The 24,642-nt window shown below is 60.1% G+C and carries 15 protein-coding genes; 3 read left to right on the plus strand and 12 right to left on the minus strand.

What is annotated here, in order from left to right; all coding sequences use genetic code 11:
* Window positions 1-58: 58 nt before the first annotated feature.
* The 9 genes from BLU78_RS03890 to BLU78_RS03930 all read right to left on the minus strand — a co-directional run bounded on the left by BLU78_RS03890 (window position 59) and on the right by BLU78_RS03930 (window position 13,359).
* On the minus strand, window positions 59-2,092 hold the full coding sequence (locus BLU78_RS03890) for a peptidylprolyl isomerase (RefSeq protein WP_010263126.1): 2,034 nt from the start codon (window positions 2,090-2,092) through the stop codon (window positions 59-61).
* Between the two features lie 193 nt (window positions 2,093-2,285).
* Window positions 2,286-3,548, minus strand: a complete 1,263-nt coding sequence (locus tag BLU78_RS03895) for a hemolysin family protein (protein ID WP_010263123.1) — start codon at window positions 3,546-3,548, stop codon at window positions 2,286-2,288.
* A gap of 5 nt (window positions 3,549-3,553) precedes the next feature.
* The gene (gene lptC / locus BLU78_RS03900; RefSeq protein ID WP_074711996.1) at window positions 3,554-4,306 is read right to left on the minus strand and encodes an LPS export ABC transporter periplasmic protein LptC; all 753 of its coding nucleotides are present in this window, start codon (window positions 4,304-4,306) and stop codon (window positions 3,554-3,556) included.
* 21 nt (window positions 4,307-4,327) lie between these two features.
* Window positions 4,328-5,665 (minus strand): tetratricopeptide repeat protein, encoded by a 1,338-nt coding sequence (locus BLU78_RS03905; RefSeq protein ID WP_010263118.1) that lies wholly within the window; start codon window positions 5,663-5,665, stop codon window positions 4,328-4,330.
* 38 nt (window positions 5,666-5,703) lie between these two features.
* Window positions 5,704-7,083, minus strand: coding sequence for a BamG family beta-barrel-assembly machinery protein (locus BLU78_RS03910; protein ID WP_026020750.1), 1,380 nt, complete (start codon window positions 7,081-7,083; stop codon window positions 5,704-5,706).
* Window positions 7,058-7,798 carry a type III pantothenate kinase gene (locus BLU78_RS03915; protein ID WP_010263112.1) on the minus strand — a complete coding sequence of 247 codons (741 nt, stop codon included), beginning with the start codon at window positions 7,796-7,798 and terminating at the stop codon, window positions 7,058-7,060. The genes BLU78_RS03910 and BLU78_RS03915 overlap by 26 nt, the downstream gene beginning before the upstream one ends.
* Entirely contained in the window at window positions 7,795-11,133 is a 3,339-nt protein-coding gene (mfd, locus tag BLU78_RS03920; RefSeq protein WP_010263110.1) for a transcription-repair coupling factor, read from the minus strand. Before mfd ends, BLU78_RS03915 begins: the two co-directional genes overlap by 4 nt.
* 3 nt (window positions 11,134-11,136) lie before the next feature.
* Window positions 11,137-12,693 (minus strand): Rne/Rng family ribonuclease, encoded by a 1,557-nt coding sequence (locus tag BLU78_RS03925; protein ID WP_010263107.1) that lies wholly within the window; start codon window positions 12,691-12,693, stop codon window positions 11,137-11,139.
* Window positions 12,694-13,086: 393 nt separating this feature from the next.
* Window positions 13,087-13,359, minus strand: a complete 273-nt coding sequence (locus BLU78_RS03930) for an HU family DNA-binding protein (protein ID WP_010263101.1) — start codon at window positions 13,357-13,359, stop codon at window positions 13,087-13,089.
* A gap of 354 nt (window positions 13,360-13,713) precedes the next feature.
* Here BLU78_RS03930 and porX point away from each other — a divergent pair, with 354 nt between their 5' ends.
* From porX to BLU78_RS03945, 3 genes are read left to right on the plus strand one after another with little or no spacing between them, the layout of a single operon-like run.
* A complete protein-coding gene (gene porX, locus BLU78_RS03935) occupies window positions 13,714-15,264 on the plus strand; it encodes a T9SS response regulator signal transducer PorX (RefSeq protein ID WP_010263098.1) in 1,551 nt (516 codons plus the stop codon).
* Window positions 15,265-15,681 (plus strand): tRNA (adenosine(37)-N6)-threonylcarbamoyltransferase complex ATPase subunit type 1 TsaE, encoded by a 417-nt coding sequence (tsaE, locus tag BLU78_RS03940; protein ID WP_010263095.1) that lies wholly within the window; start codon window positions 15,265-15,267, stop codon window positions 15,679-15,681.
* A gap of 35 nt (window positions 15,682-15,716) precedes the next feature.
* Entirely contained in the window at window positions 15,717-16,121 is a 405-nt protein-coding gene (locus tag BLU78_RS03945) for a polyketide cyclase (RefSeq protein WP_010263094.1), read from the plus strand.
* Between the two features lie 297 nt (window positions 16,122-16,418).
* Here the strand turns inward: BLU78_RS03945 and BLU78_RS03950 are convergent, their stop codons facing one another.
* The 3 genes from BLU78_RS03950 to BLU78_RS03960 all read right to left on the minus strand — a co-directional run bounded on the left by BLU78_RS03950 (window position 16,419) and on the right by BLU78_RS03960 (window position 24,591).
* Window positions 16,419-20,333, minus strand: a complete 3,915-nt coding sequence (locus BLU78_RS03950) for a two-component regulator propeller domain-containing protein (protein ID WP_010263092.1) — start codon at window positions 20,331-20,333, stop codon at window positions 16,419-16,421.
* A gap of 222 nt (window positions 20,334-20,555) precedes the next feature.
* A complete protein-coding gene (locus BLU78_RS03955) occupies window positions 20,556-22,385 on the minus strand; it encodes a glycoside hydrolase family 2 protein (RefSeq protein ID WP_010263088.1) in 1,830 nt (609 codons plus the stop codon).
* A 10-nt stretch (window positions 22,386-22,395) separates the two neighbouring features.
* On the minus strand, window positions 22,396-24,591 hold the full coding sequence (locus BLU78_RS03960) for a glycoside hydrolase family 3 N-terminal domain-containing protein (RefSeq protein ID WP_010263085.1): 2,196 nt from the start codon (window positions 24,589-24,591) through the stop codon (window positions 22,396-22,398).
* Window positions 24,592-24,642: the final 51 nt, after the last annotated feature.

Consider the following 24,642-nt stretch of genomic DNA (forward strand, 5'->3'; position numbering starts at 1 on the left):
CGTATTTCCCATTCGGGGCGAACAAGACAGAGCGAAAAACGCCCTCTAAAATCGGAAACTAAAAGTAGCGGCCGCGCAAATCCTGAATCTTGGCCATCTGCTGAAGCGCCGGAATCGAGAACTGTTGAGCCATACCCTCGGCCATGGCCTGGGCACGGACTTTTTCACCTTCGGAATTCTGCTTGTCGGCAGTCTGGACATCCCCGACCTCGAAGACATAGACGCCCGACATACCTTTCACGGGGGCGGACAGCGCACCCTTCTCAGCCGATGCGATGGCACCGACCAGACGGGGCTCAACACCCACGCCGTTCACATAGAACGACCCGAACGTCACATCCGAGAAATCCTCCACCTCCGAACCGAGGCTCGCAGCCTGCTCGGCGAGCGTTGCACCCGAAAGGTCTTTGACAATGTAGTCGTATTTCTTGTCGCGGAGCACCTGCGAACGAACCTGTGCCGAAACCTTCTCCAGCGGAGCGTACTCGTTATCGTCGATCTCGGTCACCATGGCGATCACATAGTCCTTGCCAACGTTGAAAATATCCGAAACGTCGCCCTTCTCCGCGCCGTAAGCCCAGCGGGCCACCTCGCGCGAATCATCCAGACCGCGGATCGTGCGGTCGCCCTGCGCGATACCTGCCACACGGGGCGTCACGGCGGCGGCCGAAGCGGCATCGGCAAAAGCACTCGACGAACCGCCCTTGGCAGTCACCATGAACGAACCGGCCTGGTTGTGCACATCGCGGCGCGTAGCGGCCGAAGCCTCCACGGGATAGGTGATCGTAGCCACCTGAATGTGCTTCGAGGGTTTGTCGGCACGGTATACCTGCATGAGCTGGATAGCATCGCCTGCGGCGATTTTCACGATGTCACCCTTTTTGGCGTTGGCAAGCGCTGCGGCGAACTCACCCGTGAAAGCCGAGAACGGCATCACACCCACCTCGCCGCCGTTGGCAGCCGTTGCGTCGTAAACCGAGTAGTTGCGGGCGGTCTGCGCGAAATCGGCACCGTTGCGCAGCGTCGTCAGCAAGCTGTCGGCCAGCGCCTCCTGCGTATAAGGCAGTACGATGTGGCGAATGCCCACCGAGTCGGGAGCCATCTTCGAATCGAGCACACGGGCCATCGTCCACTCGTTGTTTTTCAGCACGGGACCGTACATCTCGCCGGCCATCAGCGCCTTGACCTCCTCGTCGGAAAGCTGTGCGGCCGAAACGAAGCTGTCGGCGATCTTGCCGTTGCGGTTGCCGCGCACGAAGGTCTTCACCTCCCCGGCAGCGGCAAACTCACGGCCGACCTCGGCAACGCTGTTCTCGAGCGCCAGCAGGTCGTCGTCCGTGGGAGACACCTCGAACACGACGTAGGAGATCGTACGCGACGGGGTCTGCTTGAACATGTCCTTATGGCTGTTGTAATAAGCTTTCAGGTCGCTCGACGACACTTTGACGAGCGAATCGGGAACTGCCGAATATTTCTTGCCGGCCCATTTGCCTGCAAAGGTGTTGTTGGCGGCTTTGACACCCTCGGCAACCTCCAGCGAGTTGACGTAGACGCCACCCTTCACCAGACCGAGGTATTTCTGCACTTCACGTTCGAGACGGGCTTGTTCGTTGATCTGCGCCCAGGCGTCGGCAGCCTGGGGATTGGCCTCGGCATGCGCGAGGAACTGGCTGACGGCAGCCACGTCGTACTGACCCGTGCGGGGATCGGCAAAGGCGTTGTAGAAAGCCTGCGAAGGCGTCTGACCGCTGACCATCGCCAGACGCTCGGGCTCCGTGACGCGAAGTCCCATCCGGTCGAAACCGGGCGTCAGCACATACTTGGCGATAAGCGTCTGCCAAACGGCATTGGCCAGCATGGCCGACTGCTGCTCGTCGCTCTCCTGCACGTTGTTCTGCTGCTTAATCTGCTCGTACTGGTCGTAGTACTCCGAATAGTTGATCTTCTTGCCGTCGATCACGCCGACACGGGGATCGTTACCCGCGAAACCCATTTCGGTCTTCAGAGAGAGGATGAATGCCAAGAGGGCCAGTGCGATAATGATCGAAAGCACGATGCCGAACTTGGTTCGTAAAGTGTTTAAACTTGCCATATAAATTGTTAATTATTCGTTTGTTTCGAATTATCAGCCAAAGGTAGTAAAATTAATTGTAAAAATAACAGAATAAAAATAAAAATATACTCACGGCGCACCGCCGTGTTTACAAGTCTGCCCCACCCCTAAATCCCCGTCCCGGCGGGGACTTTCAGCGTGAAACCCGGAATGCCCCGAGGTCTGGCTGCTGCTATAATTTTTTCACCCTTGCCAGTTCGATGCGCGAACGCGTCGTGCGGAGAATACGAAGCTGCAGGCCCCCGATGAAAACCGTCTCCCCGGCGGTGGGAATGCCCTCGTAGTTGAAGATGATAAGCCCGGCCAGCGTGTCGTACTCCTTGCTCTCCTCGATGCCCAGGTTGTATTTCTCATTAAGGTATTTCACCTCCAGCCGGCACGAGAGCACATACTCGTCGGGGCCCACCTGCTTCTCCGTGAGGTCCGGAATGTCGTGTTCGTCCTCGATCTCGCCGAAGATCTGCTCCAGCACGTCTTCCAGCGAGATGACGCCGGCCGTGCCGCCGAACTCGTCGATCACCACGGCGATATTCGACCGGTGTTTGATGAAATTCTCGAGCATCGATTGCAGGGGCATGGTCTCCGGTACGAAATTGACCTCCATCATCACGTCGGCGATCTGCGCAGGCCGCGTGAAAAGGCTCTTCGAATTGACATAGCCGACAATGTTGTCGACCGACTTGCGCCAGACGAAGATGCGCGAATATTTCGAATCGACGAACCGCGCCGTAAGCTGTTCGATCGAGGTGCCGTCGACATCCACCGCCTCGATGTCCACACGCGGAACCATGCAGTCCCGGACCCGCAGGTCGGCGAAATCCAGCGCGTTCTGGAACAGTTTCAGTTCGTTGTCGGGTTCGGAATGCGACTCCGAATTGTTCGTGTCGAGTAGCGCCGCGAGGTCCTCGCGGTCGAAACTCGGCGTGATGTCCTTCTCCTCGACGCGGCGGCCCATAAGGCGCAGGATGCCGTGCGAAAGCAGCGTCGTGAAGCGCGCGATCGGGTAAAGGAGAATGTAGAAAAAGTAGATTACCGGCGCCAGCGCGCGGTAATAGAAGTTGGGGTTGTTGCGGAAGACCGACTTGGGCAGGAACTCCGCGCAGAAGATGATGATGACGGTCGAGATGGCGGTATCGGCCACCACCGAACCGCTTTGTGCGAGCTGGTCCCAGCCCAGGGCGCCGTAAATGGTGCGCAGGAGCAGCGACATCGCGAGCGAATAGACGACCAGCGCAATGTTGTTGCCCACAAGAATCGTGGTGATATACTGCCCCGGATGACGGGCGAAAACCGCAGCGATCCGGTCGAACAGGCGGCTCTGCTTGCGGTCGATCTCCAGTTTGAGGCGGTTCTTGCTCGTAAAGGCAATCTCCATCCCCGAGAAGAAAGCCGACAGCATCAGCATCACGACGATCAGGATGACAGTGGATAGCATCGTTTTCAGTTTAGGGTTTTCCGGACGGGAGCCTCTTCCGGCAGGGGTTTGGTTCGGGCACCCGGGAGAATCGTCAGGGAGTCTCCGGGCAGCTTCTCCGCACGGACGGATTCGGCCGGCCGCGGGGGTTCAGCCTGCGGCCGCACGGGACGCACAGCCGCGGAATCCGTCGCTGCGGAGTCGGCACGCTGCTTCATCTCCACCTCCATCCGGCCCTTCATCCGGCGGAAACGCCAGTCTTTGAACTCCTCGTCCGATTCGAAGCCCTCGCCGATAAAGACGTCGCGGCCGTTGTTCTGCACGATCTTCGAATCGACGTTCGAATAAATTTTCTTGGTCCGCGAATTCCAGAACAACTGCTGGGTATAGAGGGTTTTGCCGTCGGATTTTTCGACCACGACATTGCCCTTGGCCTCCCACAGTTCGCGGTTGATGTAATAAATGGCGTAGTTGGCCGTCAGCACGGCGTCTACGTCCGAAAGCGAATCGTTCTTATAGGTGGTGATCTTCACCCCCTTGCGAAACTCACGATAGGGTTCGCGGGCCTGCGAATAGCCCTCGAGCAGCGGCGTCAGGAAATGGTACGAGCGGCGGCCGTTCTGCGACATCACCACCGAGAGATCCTCGCTGTACTCGGTCATCATCGTCTCCGCGGAACCCGATGTCTCGGCTTCCGGCTCCCCGCACGAGAATAGCAAGATAGCACTCCCCGCAACGGAGAGTGCTACCCTGAGATATCTTGCAATGCGTTTTCCCATCGAAAACCCCGTTGAAAAGGCTTAGCGGGTGCGCACGGTGGTCGAAATACCGGCAGCGGTACCGCAGTTCACCGTGTAGCGAGCACCCTCCTGGAGCTCGTTGAAGAAGCACTCCTCCGAGCTGGGGAAATTGGCGCGGAACGTATTCAGCGAGGACTTGGCATGTCCGATGTACTCCGAATCGCTCGGCAGCAGCTCGACAGCCTTGGCCATCGTGTCGTAAGCGGCCCAGAAAGTCGCCTGTCCGGTGAATCCGCCGCAGGCCGCAGCCGACGAAGCGTAGCACTGTGCCAGCACGAAGTAGGGAACGCCGTCCTCGGGATTCAGATCCCGGGCCTGGCGCGCCGCGGCGGCAGCTCCCGGAATGTCATTGGACACGAGGCCCACCAGTGCGATGCGCACGAGTAGTTTCTGACGCTCGGCAGGGTCTTTCTCCACCTCCAGCGCCTCGTTCAGGTAAGTCTTGGCCTTTGCAAAGTCCTTCTTGTTCTGGAATGCCTGGGCCAGGAACATCGCCGTTTCCGACGAGGGTTTCACCTGGTAGTATTTCTCGGCGATCGAGAAGTAGTAGTCGCCGTCGCACTTGGCGCGCGACATCAGGCCCACGGCCTGCGCCAGCAGCGCCTCGTCGTCGGGAGCGGCAGCCAACTTGCTTTTGAAGAGGTTCTCGAGGTTCTCGCAGCTGGCGGCACCGCTCAGTCCGAATGCAGCGTCGAACTGGCTCTTGTACTCGGCAGCCTCGGGGTTCTTATCGAAGAACGGCGTCAGGCGGTCGTACTCGGCGATAATCTCGTCGGGCATCACCTCGTCGGTATTCTTGTAGTCGTCGCAGAGGTTCGAGAAATAAGCCACGACGGTCTCGGGATCGGAGCTGTCGCCGCCAGCCTCGAGGGCCGCACGGAACGCCTCGCGGATACCCTTGCGGTCGGAAGGCTTATAGGTCAGGTACTCACGGGCCTTGCGGTCGAGGATGTAGGCCGTGCCGCGCTTCGGGTGATCGCCGAAATACTCGTTGCGGAGGTCGTAGATCAGCATCAGCGAGTCGATGAACATGTTCTTTTCGCTGAGGCTCTTGGCACGGTTGATCTTGTTTTTGTAGAGCGTGGTGCCGCGCACGAACGTATTCTCCGAAGCTTTCGGGCACTTGTCGAGCAGTTCCTTAAGGTAATGTGCGGCGGCATTGTAGTCCTTGTTGTCGCACGACTCTTTCAGGAAATTGCTGTTCAGGATGTTCTGCTGACGCTCCTCGGGAGTGTCGCCCCAGACCGCATACTTCGGGTCGCTGAAATCTTGTTGAGCCATCGCCGAGACTGCAAAAAGCGCGCAGACGGCGGAAAGCAGGAATTTAACGTTTTTCATCGGTCAGATTAATTTTTGTTTTGTGTTGTTTGCCTGTCTTATTCGTATTTGGGACGCATAAACCAGTATTCGCCGTTCTCCTGGCCCGCGAAGAGCGTGAAGCCGACCGCGAATTTGAAATACTGCTGCCGGACCAGTCCCAACCGGTCGGCCACGTTGTAGCCGCGGCGGCCGTACTCGACGCCCACGTCGATTCCGGAGACGGCCCACAGCTTCACCGGAATGCCGATACCCGCCGTCACGGCGTACTGCGAAAGCCGATCGCCATTGAAGGTCTGGTTGTAGCTGCCGTAGCGGAAACCCGCACGGTAGGACCAGCGCTTCAGGAAACGGCGTATGTCATAACGGTTCGGCGTGTACTCCACACCCACTTTGAACGTGCTCGTATTGGTATACGCGACCTTGTAGGAGGTCTGTTCCCCCGCCTTGCCGCTCACGCCCGTCATTTCGTAACCTTTGTTGCGGCCGCCCCAGTTCTGGAAGACGTAATCCGCACTGATGAGCCATTTCTCGGTCTGGTAGGTGAGGCCCGCGGCCAACTGGCTGGGCAGCACCAGTTTCAGATGCGTCGTGTCACCTTTGACAACCGTGTTGTAGAGGTCGCCGATGTAGAGCTGCTTGGTCACCTCCGGGTTCAGGTCCCCGCCGAAATCGTAGGCCGCTCCGACGGTCAGGATTCGTTTCCGGGTCTGGATTGCGGTCCACTGCACGCCGACCTGTCCTTTGATGCTCGAAATACTGTAATTGTCCAAACCCACCGTCGAGGTATAATTTCCCTCGCCTGTGATCGGCGTCGGAGTCATCACGAACGAGCGGTCGATATCGCCCCAGTAATACTGGGCGGCCACGCCGACCGAGAAGTTTTTGAAGACCTCCCAGCCGATGCCGAGTTTAACCTCCGTCACGTCGCCCTCGCCCTGGTAATTGTACTGGATCAGGCCCACATTACCGGCCACGGGGTTGTTCGGATCATACTCGTGGTAGTACTTTGTCCGGTAGCCCACCGAGCTGTAAGGCGTCAGGCTGAAGCCCAAGCCCAGTTTCTTGGCCAGCGGCATCTGAAAGGCGATGTCGTGGAAGTTGAACGTATTGTACGCCGTACTCTTGGACTCCCCGGCCACCTTCTGCGAGTTGTAGTAGTTCTGCCCCTCCAACCCGAAATTGAAGAGGAAGGTCTTCTGCGGAGCCGCGCTGTAAGCCGCGGGATTGAGCAGGTTGAGCGTGCCCGGCGAACGCATGGCCACACCCGCACCGCCCATCGAGCGCATCGACAGCGTACCGGGAGTGTTCTGTTCGCCGATGCCGTACATCGTATAGGGCGAGAATGCGTTAATACTGCTTGTCTGGGCTGCAACGGCAGCGGGGACTATCGCCACGGCCGCGACAATCAGCTTAATCAAGGTGTTCTTCAATTGCATTATACTCTAATATTCTATCCAATCCGCAAAAGACGAGATTACAATTTGCAAATATCGTGTTTTTAATTCTTTTCGCAAAGTATTTCGCATCCCCGCCGGTAAAAATTACGCATAAATCGTCGATTTTTTCCCGCATGCGGGCGATATACCCCTCTATTTCGAAGGTCAGCGAGTTCATCACCCCCAGCCGGATGGCCTCTTCGGTGGTGAGTCCCTGCAATTGCTCGTCCTCGGTGGGCCCGCACAGCGGCAGTTTGGCCGTATAGTCGTGCAGCGCCCTGAAGCGCGTCTTCATCCCCGGCGAAATGCATCCCCCGCGGAAGGTGCCGTCGGCCGTCACCAGGTCGATCGTCACGGCCGTTCCGAAATCCACGATCAGCACGTCGCGGCCCGGGTAGAGCGCCGCGGCGCCCACGGCGGCGGCCAGCCGGTCGCGGCCCAGCGTTTCGGGCGTACGGTAGGCGCTGTCTATCGGCACAGGGGTCTGCGAGGTGAACTCCAGCAGGTAATCCGCAAAAGGGCGCACCGTCTCCACCACGTCGTCCGCCTCGCCGCGCGTCGAGGCCACCACGGCCTTCGCGGCCCTGCGGCCCCCGAGCAGTTCGTCGAGCATCGACGGCAGCAGCCGTTCCACGCAATGCTGCGCAACGAGCCGTCCGTCGTCGAAAACGGCGAGTTTGACCAGGGTATTGCCTATGTCCACGACTAAGTTCAAAGCTGCTGCAACGTTTTGTATGCGTCCTCGACGTCTTTGACATTCCTAACGGTCATCGCCAGCCGATTATTGTGCTGTTTGAGCACAAATCGGTCGGGGTGTTTGGTAACCCGCTGCAACAACGCCATGAAGGTCTCGCTCTTGTAATAGGGCGAATTCTCCTCGCCCACGAAATGCACGATCATCAGCCCGTTTTTGACCTTCACGCGCTCCATGCCCAGACGGATGGCCTCCCAGCGCAGGCGCACGACGTTCAGCAGCTCCTTCGCAGCGCGCGGCAGGGGACCGAAACGGTCTGCCAGACGGCTCTCGAAGGCCTGCAAAGCCTCCTCGTCCTTCGTCGAGTCGAGCTCGCGGTAGAGTTTCAGACGCTCGGCCTGCTGGGCCACATAGGCGTCCGGCAGCGCCGCTTCGACCTCGATGTCGATGTGCGCGTCGTCGATGAAGTGCATCTGTTCGACCACATCCTGCTCCCCGTCGCTCAGGCCCGGGACTTTCAGCCCCTCGGCGCGCAGTTCGGCGACGGCCTCGTTCATGATCTTCTGGTAGGTCTCGAACCCGATGTCGGCGATGAACCCGCTCTGTTCGGCCCCCAGCAGGTTGCCCGCACCGCGGATGTCGAGGTCCTGCATGGCGATATTGAATCCGGAACCCAGGTCCGAAAACTCCTCGATGGCCCGCAGGCGCCGCCGCGCGTCGGACGACAGCAGTTCGTCGGGCGGCGAGAGCAGATAACAATAGGCCTTCTGGTTCGAACGCCCCACGCGGCCGCGCAGCTGGTGGAGATCGCTCAGGCCGAAATTCTGGGCGTTGTCGACGATGATCGTATTGGCGTTGGGGATGTCGATGCCGTTCTCCACGATGGTCGTCGAGACCAGCACGTCGAACTCCCCGTAGATGAAGTCCATGATGAGCTTTTCCAACTGCTCGGCAGGCATCTTGCCGTGCCCCACGGCCACCCGGGCCTTCGGGCAGATACGCGTGATGAGTCCTTGCAGGGCCGCCAGGTCATCGACGCGGTTGTGGACGAAATAGACCTGTCCGCCGCGCGCGAGCTCCGCCTCGATGGCGTCGCGGATAATCTCCTCCGAAAAGACGTGCGACTCGGTGAGGATCGGCTGGCGGTTGGGCGGCGGGGTCGAGATGACCGACAGGTCGCGGGAGCCCATCAGCGAGAATTGCAATGTACGCGGGATCGGCGTGGCGGTGAGCGTCAGCGTGTCGACCGAGACGCTCATCTGCGTAAGCTTCTCCTTGGCCGCGACGCCGAATTTCTGCTCCTCGTCGATGATGAGCAGTCCCAGGTCGCGGAAAACGATCTGCTTGCCCAGCATCTTGTGGGTGCCGATCAGAATGTCGATCTTGCCCGCCGCGAGGTCCTCGCGGATTCGGGCGACCTCCTTGGCCGACTTCGTGCGGTTCAGGTACTCCACGCGCACCGGGAAGTTGCGCAGGCGCTCGGTGAACGAACGGTAGTGCTGCAGGGCGAGGATCGTCGTCGGCACCAGCACGGCGGCCTGCTTGCCGTCGACGGCTGCTTTGAACGCCGCGCGGATCGCCACCTCGGTCTTGCCGAACCCCACGTCGCCGCACACCAGCCGGTCCATCGGCTGATCCGACTCCATGTCTTTTTTGACGGCCGCCGTAGCCGACTGCTGGTCGGGCGTATCCTCCCATTTGAAAGAAGCCTCCAACTCGTGCTGCAAATAGCTGTCGGGCGAGAAAGCGAATCCCTTCGAAGCCTTGCGCTTGGCATAGAGGGCGATCAGCTCGCGCGAGATGTCCTTAACGGCCTTCTTCGTCGCATTTTTGAGCTTCTGCCAGGCGCCGTTGCCCAGTTTATACACCTTCGGCGGCTCGCCGTCGCCCGACTTGTAGCGCGAAATGCGGTGCAGCGAGTGGACGTTCACGAAGAGCACGTCGCCGTCCTTGTAGACCAGTTTGATCGCCTCCTGCATGCGTCCGTCGCCCGCGGCGATCTTCACCAGCCCGTCGAAACGCCCTACCCCGTGGTCGATGTGCACCACGTAGTCGCCCGGACGCAGCTGGTTCAGTTCGGCGACGGTCATCTGCTCGTCGCGCCGGATCTCGCCGTTGATGCGGTAACGCTGGTAGCGGTCGAAAATCTGGTGGTCGGTATAGAGGCACAGCTTCAGGTCGTTGTCCACGAAACCGGCGTGCAGGGTCGTCGACAGCGACCGCACGACGGCCTGTCCGCGGCCGATCTGGTGGAAAATGTTCTCCAGACGCTCGACCTGCGCCTTGTTCTCCGAAAGAATATAAGTGTCGTATCCCCGCAGGGCGTTGCGGATCATGTCGTCCGCCAGCATCTCGAAATTTTTATTGAATTTCGGTTGGGGCGCTGTCGAAAATTTCACGCTCGCTTCCGCAGGCCGCTCGGGCAAATTGTCCCGCAGGGCGAAAACACGGCATCCGGCCAGGTCGGCCAGCAGACCGTTGCGGCTCGTGAGCAGCGAATCGACCGCTTCGGGATGCTCCATGTCCGCCAGCGTCTTGCGGCGCACGTCGTTGATCCGCCGGAACACAAAATCGGCGTCATAGAACCACCAGGCGGCCTCCGCGCCGGCGAAACGCGCCAGCGAAACCTTCGCCGCGGCCGGGGTCCCGGCATTCAGGTCGGGGATGATCTCCACACGGTCCAGCTTGTCCGACGACAACTGGCTCGAGATGTTGAACCGCCGGATCGAATCCACCTCGTCGCCGAAGAAATCCAGTCGGTAGGGCTTGCTTTCAGAGTAGGAGAAAACGTCGACGATACCGCCGCGCACCGAATACTGCCCGGGCTCGTAGACGAAATCCACCCGCGTGAAAGCGGCGTCGACGAGCGCCTGCTCGAGCACCTCGATCGAGATTTTGTCCCCCACCCGCACGGCAATCGTGCCTTGCTGCAGGGTCTCGGCATCGGCGACCCGCTCGGCGAGGGCCTCCGGATAGGTGCAGACGACCAGGTAACCCTTCCCCGCAAATCCCCGCACGGCATTCATCGTCGCCGTGCGCTGCACCACGCCCTGCGCATCCTCAGCGCCGTAGGCCGCCGAACGCTTCCAGGACGAGGGGAAGAAATAAACCTGCGTCTCGTCGAGCAGGTTGTAGAAGTCGTTCATCAGGTAGGCCGCGGCGTCGCGGTCCTCGGCCACGAAGAGGTGCACGCCTCCGGTTTTCTCCACGGCAGCCGCGGCATAAAACGAAAGAGCACCGCCGACCAGCTCTTCGAGGTGGACGGTAGCACTCCTGTTCTTGTACTCGCGGCACAGCTTGCCGAGGGCCTTCGACCCGGCGGCGAACTGCGCCAGCTGCTCGCGGGCAGTTGCCATGCCTTATTTAGTTATAAGGTCGTTATCTTTTTTATCGTGGTAATGCACCTCCACGATGCCTACACTCTGGTCCTCGACGATCTGCAGCCGCACCTTGTATTTCCACTCCCAGCGGCGGCGCAGCGACAAAAATCCCTTCCGGAGGAAAGCCGCCACATAGGGGCTCACGAGCAGTTTGATGAACTTCTGCCCGCGGTCCTGCGTGAGGAACGATATCTGGTTCTCGATCTTCTTGTCCAGCAGCACCGTAGGTTCGATCTTGCCCGTGCCGTTGCACGTCGGACAGACATCCGAGACGCTCTCCACGGCCACCGGACGCACCCGCTGGCGGGTAATCTGCATCAGGCCGAATTTCGTCAGCGGCAGCACCGTGTGCTTGGCCTTGTCGGTGGACATCAGTTGGACCATCTCGTCGAACAACGCCTGCCTGTTCTGCGCCTTGTGCAGGTCGATAAAGTCGATGATGACGATACCGCCCAGGTCGCGCAGCCGCAGCTGCCGGGCGATCTCCTTCGCCGCGGCAAGGTTCACGTCCATCGCGGTCTGCTCCTGGTTGTCCTCAGCCTTGGTGCGGTTGCCCGAGTTGACGTCGATGACGTTCATGGCCTCCGTATGCTCGATAATCAGGTAGGCGCCGCGTTTCAGCGACACGTACTTGGCGAACAGCGACTTGATCTGCTTCGAAATGTCGAAGTTGTCGAAGATGGGCACGTTGCCCTTGTAGAGTTTGACGATCTTCTCCTTCTCGGGCTCGATCTGGCGGATGTAGTTGCGGATGTCGTTGAACATCGCCTCGTCGTCGACGGCGATCTGCGAAAAAGAGCCGTTCAGCGAGTCGCGGATGATCGTATTGGCGCGGTTCATCTCGCTCATCAGCTGAGCCGGAGCCGACGCCGCGTTCTTTTTGATCGCCGCGCAGGTCTTGCGCCAGCGGTCGATCTGGGTCTGGATGTCGTGCTCGATGTCCTCGTCCTTGGCCTCCATGGCCGCCGTACGGATGATGACGCCGAAGTTCTTCGGAAGCACCGCCGCGGCGATGCGTTTCAGACGCTTCTTCTCGTCCGCCGAACGGATTTTCTGCGAGAGGAACACCTTCGAGGTGAAGGGAACCAGCACCACGTTGCGGCCGGCCAGCGAAATGTCGGCCGTCAGGCGCGGGCCCTTGGTCGAAATGGCCTCCTTGGCCACCTGCACCATGATCTGCTGCCCCACCTGGAGGTATTCACCGATCTTCCCGGTCTTCTCGACGGGCTGCTCGAGCTTCATGCCCTCGACCCGCAGGCCCCGTTTTCCGGGCTGCTGCGAAGCGACGAGCTTCTGCAGCGAGGGAAACTGCGTTCCCAGGTCGAGGTAGTGGATGAAAGCATCCTTTTCGTGTCCTATGTTGACGAATGCCGCGTTCAGGCCCGGCATGATCTTGCGTACCTTTCCGAGGTAGATATCCCCCACGGCAAATCCCGTCTGGCACTGCTCCTTGTTGAGCTCGACGAGCACCTTGTCCTCGCACAGCGCAATGGATATCTCGGTCGGGTTTACGTTAACGATTAATTCTCTGTTCATCTATCGTGTGTCGCGCACCGGGAGTCCGGGCGCGGAGTGTGAAAATTAGTACTGGACCGCATTTTGGCGTGAAGTGGCGGCGAACTCCAATGGGAAAAATGGATGCCGGGAATCCCGGCCGGGGCGGGTATCGGGAAGCGTCCGGCGGGCGTCGCGGACACGGAAAATACCCTGAAAACTGAAAATCCCGAAAAAACAGGTAAAGCTAAAAGAACCCTGGGCCCCTTTAGCTTTATCTATCGTCTAGCACAAAGGTGCTACCCTGCTTACTTTTTCTTATGGCGGTTCTTACGAAGACGTTTTTTCCGCTTGTGGGTAGCCATCTTGTGACGCTTATGCTTCTTTCCGTTTGGCATAGTCCTTAGATTTTAGAGGTTCTTTATTTATCCGTGATTATTTCACCTTCGCTGCAAAGCTCTTGGCGGGCTTGAAAGCGGGGATGTTGTGCTCGGGAATGGTGATCGTCGTGTTCTTCGAGATGTTGCGGGCAACCTTCTTGGCGCGCTTCTTCACGATGAAGCTGCCGAATCCGCGAAGATACACGTTGTTCTTCTGGGTGAGCGACGTCTTGATGCTCTCCATGAAAGCCTCGACGATAGCCTGTACCTGCACCTTCTCGGCGCCGGTGCTCTTAGCGATTTCGCTTACGATATCTGCCTTTGTCATATCTATATAATATTAAATTAAGTTCATTTCAATTCGGACTGCAAATATACGTTTTATTTACATATCCGCCAACAAACCGCATTATTTTTTCTTTTTTTTCATGCGGCCCCGTAGTTTACACGCTTCCAACACGATAACAAATACCGGGCAAAACCCGGACCAAAATTAAAATATTCTGCATCAGGGTATTAATAACCTCCGCGGCCGGCCCCGCCCGAAAACAGCCAACAGATTAAATATCAGCGACATAACGCACTCCGAAAGATAAAACCGGTCCCGTGTCCAATAAACCGTGCGTATTTTGCGTTTGATAATAAAATCGTTAATTTTGCAAACTTTAATTCCGACAACGGTATGGTCAAAATACTCTGGGTGGACGACGAAGTCGAACTGCTGAAACCTCACGTGCTGTTCCTGCAGCAGAAGGGCTATGAAGTGGACACCTGCAACAACGGATACGACGCGATAGACATGGCCTCGGAAGGCTCCTACGACCTGATTATCCTCGACGAGATGATGCCCGGCATGACGGGCCTCGAAACCCTTCCCCAGATCAAAGAGGTGCGCCCCACGACGCCCGTGATCATGGTCACCAAGAGCGAGGAGGAGAATATCATGGACAAGGCCGTGGGTTCGAAGATCGCCGACTATCTCATCAAACCCGTCAACCCCAACCAAGTGCTGCTCTCGATCAAAAAGAACGTACACCAGCAGCAGCTCGTCACCGAGCAGACCACCGCCGACTACCGTTCGGAGTTCGGGCGCATCTCCTCGTCGCTGCAGATGGCCGACACGTTCCAGGACTGGTGTTCGATCTACCGCAAGATCTCGACATGGGAGATCGAGCTGGGCGAATCCTCCGACCAGAGCATCAAAGAGGTGCTGGCCTACCAGAAGACCGAGGCCAACCAGGAGTTCTGCAAATTCGTGCGCCGCAACTACTACAACTGGATCAACAAGCGTGCGGACGACACCCCCGTGATGTCGCATACGCTCATGCGCACCAAAATCTTCCCCGTCGTCGACGAGAACCCGAAGACCACGCTGCTGCTGATCGACAACTTCCGCTACGACCAGTGGCGTTCGATCTCGTCGCTGCTGAGGGGGTATTACGACGTGGCGCAGGACGATTTCTACTGCGCCATCCTGCCCACGGCCACGCAATACGCCCGCAACGCGGTCTTCGCGGGGCTGATGCCGCTGGCCATCGACAAGCTGATGCCCAACAAGTGGCTCAACGACAACGAGGAGGGCGGCAAGAACCAATACGAGGAGGAGTTCCTGAAGCGGCTGATGAGCCAGAACGGCAAGTCGTGGAAATTCTCGTTCGACAAGCTCGTGCGTCCGGAGCAGGGCCGCAAACTGGTGGACAACATACAAAAGGTCTACGACGCCGATTTCTCGGTGATCGTCTACAACTTCCTCGACATCCTCTCGCACGCGCGTACCGAAACCGACATTATCCGCGAACTGACCGAGGACGAAGCGGCTTTCCGCTCGCTGACACGCTCGTGGTTCGAGCATTCGGACCTCTACACCATCCTGCGCCTGTTGTCCGAACGGGGCCACACGGTGGTCATCACCTCGGACCACGGCACCATCCGCGTGGACAACCCCGTGAAGGTCACGGGCGACCGCGAAACCTCGGCCAACCTGCGCTACAAGACGGGCCGCAACCTGGCTTACAACTCCCGCGAGGTGTACGAGATTCTGAAACCCGAGGACATACAGCTGCCGTCGAGCAACCTCACGTCGAGCTATATTTTCGCCTACAACACGGATTTCCTGGTTTACAACAACGACGCCAACCGCCACATCCGCTACTACCGCAACACGTTCCAGCACGGCGGCATCTCGATGGAGGAGATGATCGTACCGTACATCGTTTTAAAGCCCAAGAAATAAATGAAAACCATTCACATCACCTCGCAGGACGAACTCCCGCAGGTCGCCGGGGCGATCATCCGCTCGCTGGGCCGCCGCACGGTGGTGGCTTTCCGCGGCGAGATGGGCGCCGGCAAAACCACGCTCATCCGCGAGATCGCGGCCGAACTCGGGGCCAAGGACACCGTCACCAGCCCCACGTTCGCCATCGTCAACCAGTACAAGGGCGAGGGCAACCGCCGTATCCATCACTTCGATTTCTACCGCATCAACGACCTGCGCGAGGCATTCGACTTCGGGTACGAGGAGTACTTTTATTCGGGCGACCTCTGCCTGGTGGAGTGGCCCGAGAAGATCGAGCCACTGCTGCCCGACAACGTGATGACGGTGCGCATCACCGTCGACAGCGACACGGCCCGCACGTTCGAGATCAATTAAACAAACACCCATCCCATCCGTCACAATCCTTAGAAATGCAAGAGTACACATCGAAACAACACCAAATTCTGCGTCCCGCGGAACAGATTTATGCGGTCATCAGCCGCTTCGACAACCTCACGCCGGCCGTTGCCGACCGGGTCGAGGAGTGGCAGGCCACCGAAGAGACCTGCTCGTTCAAAGCCAAGGGTTTCACCGTCCGCCTCCGCATGGAGGAGCGCGAGGCGCCCAAACACGTCAAAATCGTGGGCGACGAAGGGGGACTTCCGATGGATTTCGCCTTCTGGATTCAGTTGCACAAGGTTTCGGAGACCGACACACGCATGCGGCTGGTCCTGCACATCGAGCTCAACATGATGATGAAAATGATGATCGGCGGCAAACTGCAGAACGCCATCGACCAGATCGCCGAAGGCATCGCCAAAGCCATGCAGGCGTAAGACGCCTGTTTTAGGGGCAACCGCAGATCAAAACGCTTCCGACCCTAATCGTTGCTGCCTCAGCGTAAGACGCCTGTCTTAGAGTGCAACTGCAGGCCAGAGGGCTCGGAAAACCAGATTTCTGCTCCCAGGCGTAAGACGCCTGTCTTAGAGGCAACCGCAGATCAAAACGCTTCCGACCCTAATCGTTGCTGTCTTCAGCGTAAGACGCCTGTCTTAAGGGCAATCGAAAGCCAGCACAGCCATCCCCGTCCTGAAAACGCCCCGTTCCGGCAAACCGGAACGGGGCATATCGTATCAGGCCCTCTCCCGGTTCTCGCCGGGCGCCGCGCGATATTCCGACGGCGTGCAGCCGAACCGTGCTTTGAAGAGCTTGCCGAAATATTGCAGCGAGTTGATACCCACCCTGTCGGCGATCTCGGCGATCTTCAGTTCGGGACACTCGGCCAGCATCCGCGCGGCTTCGCGCAGGCGGATGCCCTGGATCAGCTCGGTGGGAGTCTGTCCGAAGACGCCTTTGATCTTGGCGAACAGCGCCGTGCGGCTCAGGGCCAGTTCTCGGCTCAGCATCCCGACACCCAGCGACTCGCTGTCGAGGTGGTCGCCGATCAGCGCCAGCGTCTTGCGCACGAAAGCCTCGTCCATCGGATTACCCGAAAGGATTTCCGGAACGGGTTCGGAGCTTCCCTCGAGGAACTTGCTCTGCAGCAGCCGGCGGTTGCGCACCATGCCGTTGCACTTGGCCATCAGCACATCCGTGTCGAAGGGCTTCGAAACGTAATCGTCGGCGCCGCTCTCGAGTCCCGAGATGCGTTGTTCGGGCGACGAGAGCGCCGTGAGCAGAATCACGGGAATATGGCAGGTTTCGAAATCATGTTTGATCGCCGCACACAGCTCCGTCCCCGACATGCCGGGCATCAGCACGTCGCTCACGATCAGGTCGGGCTGTTCTTCACGCGCCAGCCGCAGTCCCTCCGCACCGTCCGGGGCCAGCGTCACGCGGTAGTGCTGCGAAAAGATGGTGCCGAACATGCTCCGCAGCTCGTCGTCGTCCTCGACGACCAGCAGGCGCGGCAGCTCCTCCGCCCCCGGAATCCGTTCGGGAGCGGGCAGATAGTCGGCCACGGGCGCCGGACGGGCATATTCCTGCTTCTCGACCACCTCGACGTTGGGATTGCCGCTGAAGTCGGGATTCAGCAGGAGCGTCACCGTAAAGGTCGAGCCCACCCCCACCTCGCTCTCGACGCCGATCCCTCCGCCGTGCAGTTCGACGATGCCTTTCGAAAGGGCCAGCCCGATACCGACCCCGGCGTCCTGCGTGTCGGCATCGTTGTGGTAAAAGCGCTCGAAGATCGTCGCAAAGAATTTTTCCTCGATACCGTGGCCCGTATCGGCCACCTTCACCACGGCCTGCACGTCGTCCGCCGAGAGCGTCACCGTGATCCGGCCGCCCCGGTCGGTATGTTTGAACGCATTGCTAATCAGATTATAGAAGACTTTCTGCAACTGCATGGGGTCGAACGGCAGCTCCAGCCGCTCCATCCCGGGCTCATAGCGCAGTTCCACCCCGCGGATGCCGCTGTACTCCTCGAACGTTCCGCACACCTCGGCCAAGTAGGCCACCAGATCCAGCCGGCTCACTTTCAAAGACATATATCCCTGTTCCTGCTTGCGGAAGTCGATCAGCTCGTTGACCAGATCGCGCAGCCGCAGGGCGTTGCGGCGGACGCTCATCAGGTAACCTTTCAACACGCCGGGCAACTCCTGGCGCGCCAGCAGGTCCAGTTGTCCCTGGATCAGCGTCAGCGGCGTGCGGAACTCGTGCGAAATGTTGGTGAAGAAGACCAGCTTCCACTGCGTGATGCGCTCCTGCTGCTCGCGGGCCATCCGTTCCATGGCCAACGACTGCTCCAGCTGCTTTTTCGTATAGTAATAGCGGACGACCCACGCCGTAATCAGCATAATCAGCAGCACGTAGAGGATGTAGGCGAAGATACTGGCATAGAACGGCGGGTAGACCCGGATGTCGAGTCCTATGTGCCCGCCGCCGTCGAGCAGGCGGGTCGGACGGCTCTGCACGGCCAGCCGGTAACGCCCCGGCGGGAGGTTCATATAGCGGATGTTGTTCCCCGGCAGCGGACGCCACGCCTCGTCGTAGCCGATGAGCTTGTACTGGTAGTCGCCGAGGTTGAAATCCACGGCGTTGTCGGTCCCGAAAGCAATGTCCACGATGCTGTATCTATGCCCCAGCGAAATCGACTTCGTGTAGGGCATCGCCTCGTCCAGAATACCGGTCCGGTCGCCGGCCCGTACGGGATGCTCGTTCACCGCAAGCGACGCAAAGAAGAGCTGGGGCGCACGTCCGGCACGGATCAACTCCTGCCCCGTGAACGACACGATGCCGTCGACGCCGCCCGCCAGCATCTCGTCCCCCTCGCCGCGCCACAGACAGCCGTTCTCGAGCGACAGCAGCGGAAATCCGTTGCGGATGTTGAAATTTTCGCTGCGGAGGCTGTCCGCATCGACCAGCGACATCCCGGCGTTGGTCCCGAAGACCATCAGCCCCGAGGGGGTCTGCGAAATGGCGCTCACGTAGTCGCTCGCAATGCCGCAGGCCGCCCGGTCGTAGGCCACGAACTCCTTCCGGTCGCGGTCGAACAGCAGCGCCCCGCCGCGGGTCGTCCCGACCCATGCCCGTCCGCGGTCGTCGCGGAACAGCGAGGTCACCATGTCCTGCTGCACCACGCGGTTGAAATAGAGCTGGTAAACGCCCGCTTCGTCGCGGCGGTAAACCCGGAAATTCACCTGCCCCGTCACCACGTAGAGCCATCCGTCGCCGCCGCTCAGCACGTTGAACACCCGCGGCTGGTTCAGGATGCGCTCCGCACGGCGGGTCCGCATGTCGATCCGGTAAACCCCGGCATAGGTCCCGGCGTAGATCGCATCGCCCTCGCGCGAAAGACTGTGGACGATCTCGATATTTTCCAGTCCGCCGCCCTGGTCGGTGATTTTCAGGCGTTCGAAACGCCCCGATGGGATGTCGTAGACGCAGACGCCGCCCATGAACATTCCCAACCACAACTGGTCGCGTTCGGCATCATAGCGGATGCTTTTGACGTTGTTGCTCGGAATGCCGCTGTTGCCCATGTTGAAGAAGCGGCCCCGGCGGCGCGTGCGGTCGTAGAAATAGAGCCCCTTGTCCGAGGTTCCGGCCCAGACGTCGCCGCGGCGGTCGAGCGTCACGTCGGCGACGATGGTCCATGTCGTGTCCTCGCCTTCGATCGGAACCACGCGGAACAGCGCCTCGTGGGGATGGAAATAGGAGATTCCCGTATAGAACGACCCGAACCAGATCGCACCCCGGCGGTCGCGCATGATGCACTCCACCGTCAGGTTGCGCATGCCGTAAAGCGGATTGTCCGAACGTCCGAAATGGTAGAAGCTGTCCGACGCGGGGTCGTAACAGTCCAGTCCGAACATCATGCCGATCCACATCCGGCCCTCGTTGTCCTCGCAGATGCAGCGCACGTAGTTGTCGGCCAGCCCCTCGGGATGGTTCGAATCGTGGACGAAGCGCCGCACGCCGCCCCCGGCGTCGAGACGGTAAAGCCCCTCGCTGCGGGTGCAGACCCACAAATCGCCGCGGCTGTCCTCGAACAGGCTGCTGATCTTCGAGGCCGTCGGCAGGATGCACTCCGCCGTGCCGCGCTCATCCAGGCGGTAGAGCCCCGAATGGAGCGTCCCGACATAGAGCACGCCTCCGGCCGTGCAGGCCAGCGCCGAGACCTCGCTCATCGGAGGCAGCAACAACTGGCTGCATTTCCCGTCGGGCGAGGCGATCATGATGCGGTCCCCGGCGGCGGCATAAACCCGGCCCCCGCGGACCGTTGCGGCCGAGATCGAACGGCTGTCGAGCAAAGAATCGGTGAAGAGCGGCCGGAAGGTCTCCCGCCGCAGGTCGTATTCGACGATATTGCGAAGCTGGTAAAAATAGATCAGGCCGTTCTGCTCGCCGTAAATGCCTTTGACGTTCATCGGGCGGAACAGTTCCGCAGCGCCCTCCGACATCAGCGGCTCCTCGGTCTGCAGCCCGCGGTAGCGGACCACGCCGCCGACCCCCGCAGCCCAGACCGTGCCGTTTTCATCCTGGTAAAGGGTGGTTACGTTGGTCTGGTTGAAACCTTCACTGATGCCTAAGTGTTTAAATACCATTTGAGCCGGCGGTGCGGCAGCAATCGCCGGGGGGGGGAAATTCCAGCTCAGAAACAGCAAAAGGAGGATCAATCTACACATACTCGGTTTCTCTATCCATCCGACAAGATACGAAATTTCGGGAAATTTTCGAAATCGGAATCGAAAAAAAGCCGCCCGGGGTTACCGGGCGGCGAACCACGGTCGGGACATGCGCATAAAGCGCATGTCCCGGCGCAAGTCTTATTCGTACTGCTCCTTCAGTTCGTCGTACCAGCGCTGCATGACGAAATAGGCTTTCTTTTTGCCGCCCTGGTCCGAGACGAGGCCCTTGCGGTTGAAATCGTCCTGAATGCCGACCATCTGACGGCGCGGCGAACGGAAATCCTTCAAAACCCACGGCGTGGTCCCGGCCAGCCCGGGCATCCGTTTGAACATGTTGACGCTGCGCTCGTAGAGATCTTCCATGTACTCCTCGGTGAACCGCTCCGTGCGCCCGCCGTGACGGCCGTAAACCGCCCCGCCGCCGAACTCCGAGATGAAAACCGGCTTTTCGAGGTCGAAAGTCCAGTTCACCCGGTCGCACTTCTCCGACTCGCCGTCGTACCAGCCGACATACTGGTTGAAACTGATGAGGTCCACCAGATCGGCCAGATCGTCCTTCACCGTCAGCAGGTCGGGTTTCAGGCGGGTCTTCTCCATGGCGGCGCTCACCAGCCGGGTGTCGTCCATGCCGCGGGCCTTGGCGATGAGCGACCGCAGGAATTTCAGGCGCGCCTCGCCGTGCGGGGTCTCGTTGGCCACGGACCAGATCACCACATTGGCACGGTTCTTATCGCGCGTAATCATGTCCGCCAGCTGCGCCTCGGCATTGGCATAGGTCGCGGGATTTTCCCACTGGATCGTCCAGTAGACCGGAATTTCCGACCACACCATCAGTCCCATCTCCTCGGCCGCACGGACCATCGCCTCGTTGTGGGGATAGTGCGCCAGCCGCACGAAATTACAGCCCATCTCCTTGGCCCATCCCAGCAGGATGCGGGCCTGTTCCCCGGAAAAGGCGCGGCCGCTCATGCCGTAGGGCGCCTCCTCGTGGATCGACACGCCGCGGCAGAACACCTCTTTGCCATTAAGCAGGATCTTCGTGCCCCGGGTCTCGATCGTGCGGAAGCCGATGCGGTCATTCACCGAGTCGGTCTCGGCGGCGATCTTCACGGCATAGAGTTTCGGATTCTCGGGCGACCAATAGACCGGTTTGGCTTTCACCTCGAACGCGGCATAGCCGTTGGCGTCGGTCGTGACCCGTTTCGAAATTTTCAGTTCGGGAATCTCCACCGTCACCGTCTGCTCGGCCTCGGCGCCGTCGAGCTGCACCCAGCCGGCGATCACCTGCGGCTCGCCCTTCTTCAACTGCACCGAGTAGTCGCGGATGAAGGTCAGCGGCGTCTCGACAATCACGACGCTGCGCGTCAGCCCGCCGTAGTTCCACCAGTCGGAATTGAGTGTCGGGACGCCCTCGGCCAGCCGTTTGTTGTCGACCTTCACCACCAGCGAGTTCTGCCCCTCGCGCACCTTGCCGGTGATCTCGAAGTTGAAGGGCGTGTAGCCGCCGACGTGTTTGCCGATCTTGCGGCCGTTCAGCCCCACGATCGTCTCGTAGTTCGCCGCCCCGAAGTAGAGGAACGTGCGGCGGTCCGTGCGGGGCTTGTAATCGAACAGGTTGCGGTACCAGACCGTGCCCTCGTAATAGTAGAGCTGGGGACGCTGGGTGTTCCAGTCGCCCGGCACCAGCAGCGTGCGGTCGGTGTTGAAATTGTACTCGAAAAGCTTGGTGCGGTCCTTGTCGAAATCGTCGTCGGCGAAGTAGGACATATTGTCCTTCAACGGTTTGCGGCGATAGTCGTAGTAACCGTTCTCGTAAGGATCGACGATCGTCTTCCAGAGCCCGTCGAGCGACACGGTCTCCCGGCCGGCGACGTTGACGATCTGCGGTGCGGGAGCATCCTCCCCCGCCGCCGCGGGCAGCGCCGCACAGCATCCTGCCAGCGCCAGAATCAACATGATATTCTTCATATAAGTCTTATTAGATCAGTTCGAATTTCACTTTCTGGCCGTTCACGTGCAGGTAGAACGCGCCGTTCTCCAACAGCCGCTTTCCCGTGTGGTCGGGGAACGACAGGTCGCGCACGGGGTCGATCTCGAAACGGAACACACGGCTTTCGCCCGCCGGAATAAACTGTTTCTCGAAATGCTTCAATTCACGCACCGGACGCGATATCGAGGCCGTCGGGTCCGAGAGGAACCACATCACGGTCTCCTTGCCGTCCATCGCACCGCCGTTCGTCACCTCGACCTCGGCCGTCAGCCGTTCGCCGCGGCGCAGGGTTTCGCGGTCGAGCCGCAGCGGCCCGTATTCGAAGGTCGTATAGCTCAGCCCGTAGCCGAACGGATACATCGGCTCGTGCTGCAGGTTTTGGTAACGCCCCGACTTGGGACGCGCCGCCTGCCGCTGGTTGTAGTAGACGGGCTGCTGCTCGGCGCAGACCGGGAACGTGATAGCCAGACGCCCCGAGGGATTGACCTTGCCCGAAAGCAGCTGCGCAACGGCGCTGCCGCCCTCGGTTCCGGGCTGCCAGATCTCGACCAGCGCATCGGCTGCGGGCTCGACGCCGCGCACGTCCACGGGCCGCCCCGACGAAAGCAGCACCACGACGGGCCGCCCCGTGCGGGCCATTTCGCGCACGAACTCCTCCTGAATCGCCGGCAGCGCAAGGCTGGCCCGCGAAGCGTTCTCACCGCTCCAGTTGCGTTTCTCGCCCATGCAGAGCACCACGAGGTCGGCACCGCGTGCCGCGGCTGCGGCACGGGCGAACTCCGAACGGTCGCCGCCGTCGAAATCGCACCCTTTCACATAGTCGATCCGGGCCTTTCCGGCAAACTCGGCCTTCACGCCCTCGAGGATCGTCACCACATCGTCAGCCTCGCCCTGACCCCACCACGACCCCATCAGGTCCGCGCGGTTGTCGGCCATCGGTCCCATCAGCGCAATGCGCCGCACGTCTCCGGCGACGGGCAGCGTCCTGCCGCGGTTCTTTAACAGCACCATGCTCTCGGCCGCCAGTTCCCGCGCCGCGGCACGCGCTTCGGTCGACAGGTAACGCTGTTCGTCGGGCAGCTCCTCGATATAGGGATTTTCGAACAGCCCGAGGCGGAATTTCACACGCAGGATACGCCGCACGGCTTCGTCCAGCACCTTTTCCGACACCCGTCCGCTTTCGACCAGGGCTTCCAGATTCTCCCGGTAGACATCGTCCACCATGTCCATGTCCAGCCCTGCCGTGATCGCCTTGGCCGCAGCCTCGGCCCGGTCGGCGGCCACGCCTTGCGCGACAAGCTGCTTCACGGCGTCCCAGTCCGAAACCACCAAACCGTCGAAACCCCACATGCCGCGCAGGATGTCGGTCATCGTATAGCGGTTGGCCGACGCCGGTATGCCCGAAATGTCGTTGAAGGCGCTCATCACCGTCGCGGCGCCGGCCTTCACCCCCATTTCGAACGGCGGAAGCGCCGTATCCCACAACGTTTGCGGGGAGATCTCGGTGTAGTGGTAATCGCGGCCGCCGTCGGAATAGGCGTAGCCCACGAAATGTTTCAGACAGGCGGCGATCGCACCGTCCGCCGTCAGGTCGTCGCCCTGATAGCCCTTCACCGCGGCGGCACCCATCATTCCGTTCAGGTAGGGGTCCTCGCCGTAACCTTCGGACACGCGGCCCCAGCGGGCGTCGCGCGCCACATCGACCATCGGCGAGAAGGTCCAGTGCACGCCCGACAGCCGCGACTCGCGCGCCGCGACGCGGCACGACTCCCCGACCAGCGCCTCGTTCCACGAGCAGGCCTGCCCCAGCGGAATGGGGAAGATCGTGCGGTAGCCGTGGATCACGTCGAAGCCGCACAGGATCGGAATCCCGAGCCGCGACTCCTCGACGGCCTTGCGCTGAATCCGGTTGTAATACGCCGGACTGGTACTGCGGTAGAGCAGCGAGCCGATCATCGGGCTCACGGCCTTCGTCTCGCTCTCGACGTTGTTGACGTTCATGTTCTTTCCATAGGTCCACTGAGTGACCTGCATCACCTTCTCTTCGAGCGTCATGCGTCCCAACAGGTCCTCCACGCGGTCTTCGACTGCCGCCGCGGGGTCCTTGTAGACCTCCCGGTCGGAACATCCCGCCAGACCCGCCGCCGCCACGAGCAGCCACAGGGCGATTGCTTTTCTGTTCATCGTAACTAATGTGCCTTTTTTTGTTGAGTCATAAAACGGCCTCCGCCCGTC

Source organism: Alistipes timonensis JC136 (assembly GCF_900107675.1).
Lineage (GTDB): Bacteria > Bacteroidota > Bacteroidia > Bacteroidales > Rikenellaceae > Alistipes > Alistipes timonensis.

Bases quoted from the DNA above. Each gene is read 5' to 3' on its own strand.
- BLU78_RS03890 (WP_010263126.1), bottom strand. From the start codon at position 2,092: ATGGCAAGTTTAAACACTTTACGAACCAAGTTCGGCATCGTGCTTTCG.
- BLU78_RS03895 (WP_010263123.1), bottom strand. From the start codon at position 3,548: ATGCTATCCACTGTCATCCTGATCGTCGTGATGCTGATGCTGTCGGCT.
- lptC (WP_074711996.1), bottom strand. From the start codon at position 4,306: ATGGGAAAACGCATTGCAAGATATCTCAGGGTAGCACTCTCCGTTGCG.
- BLU78_RS03905 (WP_010263118.1), bottom strand. From the start codon at position 5,665: ATGAAAAACGTTAAATTCCTGCTTTCCGCCGTCTGCGCGCTTTTTGCA.
- BLU78_RS03910 (WP_026020750.1), bottom strand. From the start codon at position 7,083: ATGCAATTGAAGAACACCTTGATTAAGCTGATTGTCGCGGCCGTGGCG.
- mfd (WP_010263110.1), bottom strand. From the start codon at position 11,133: ATGGCAACTGCCCGCGAGCAGCTGGCGCAGTTCGCCGCCGGGTCGAAG.
- BLU78_RS03925 (WP_010263107.1), bottom strand. From the start codon at position 12,693: ATGAACAGAGAATTAATCGTTAACGTAAACCCGACCGAGATATCCATT.
- BLU78_RS03930 (WP_010263101.1), bottom strand. From the start codon at position 13,359: ATGACAAAGGCAGATATCGTAAGCGAAATCGCTAAGAGCACCGGCGCC.
- porX (WP_010263098.1), top strand. From the start codon at position 13,714: ATGGTCAAAATACTCTGGGTGGACGACGAAGTCGAACTGCTGAAACCT.
- tsaE (WP_010263095.1), top strand. From the start codon at position 15,265: ATGAAAACCATTCACATCACCTCGCAGGACGAACTCCCGCAGGTCGCC.
- BLU78_RS03945 (WP_010263094.1), top strand. From the start codon at position 15,717: ATGCAAGAGTACACATCGAAACAACACCAAATTCTGCGTCCCGCGGAA.
- BLU78_RS03950 (WP_010263092.1), bottom strand. From the start codon at position 20,333: ATGGTATTTAAACACTTAGGCATCAGTGAAGGTTTCAACCAGACCAAC.
- BLU78_RS03955 (WP_010263088.1), bottom strand. From the start codon at position 22,385: ATGAAGAATATCATGTTGATTCTGGCGCTGGCAGGATGCTGTGCGGCG.
- BLU78_RS03960 (WP_010263085.1), bottom strand. From the start codon at position 24,591: ATGAACAGAAAAGCAATCGCCCTGTGGCTGCTCGTGGCGGCGGCGGGT.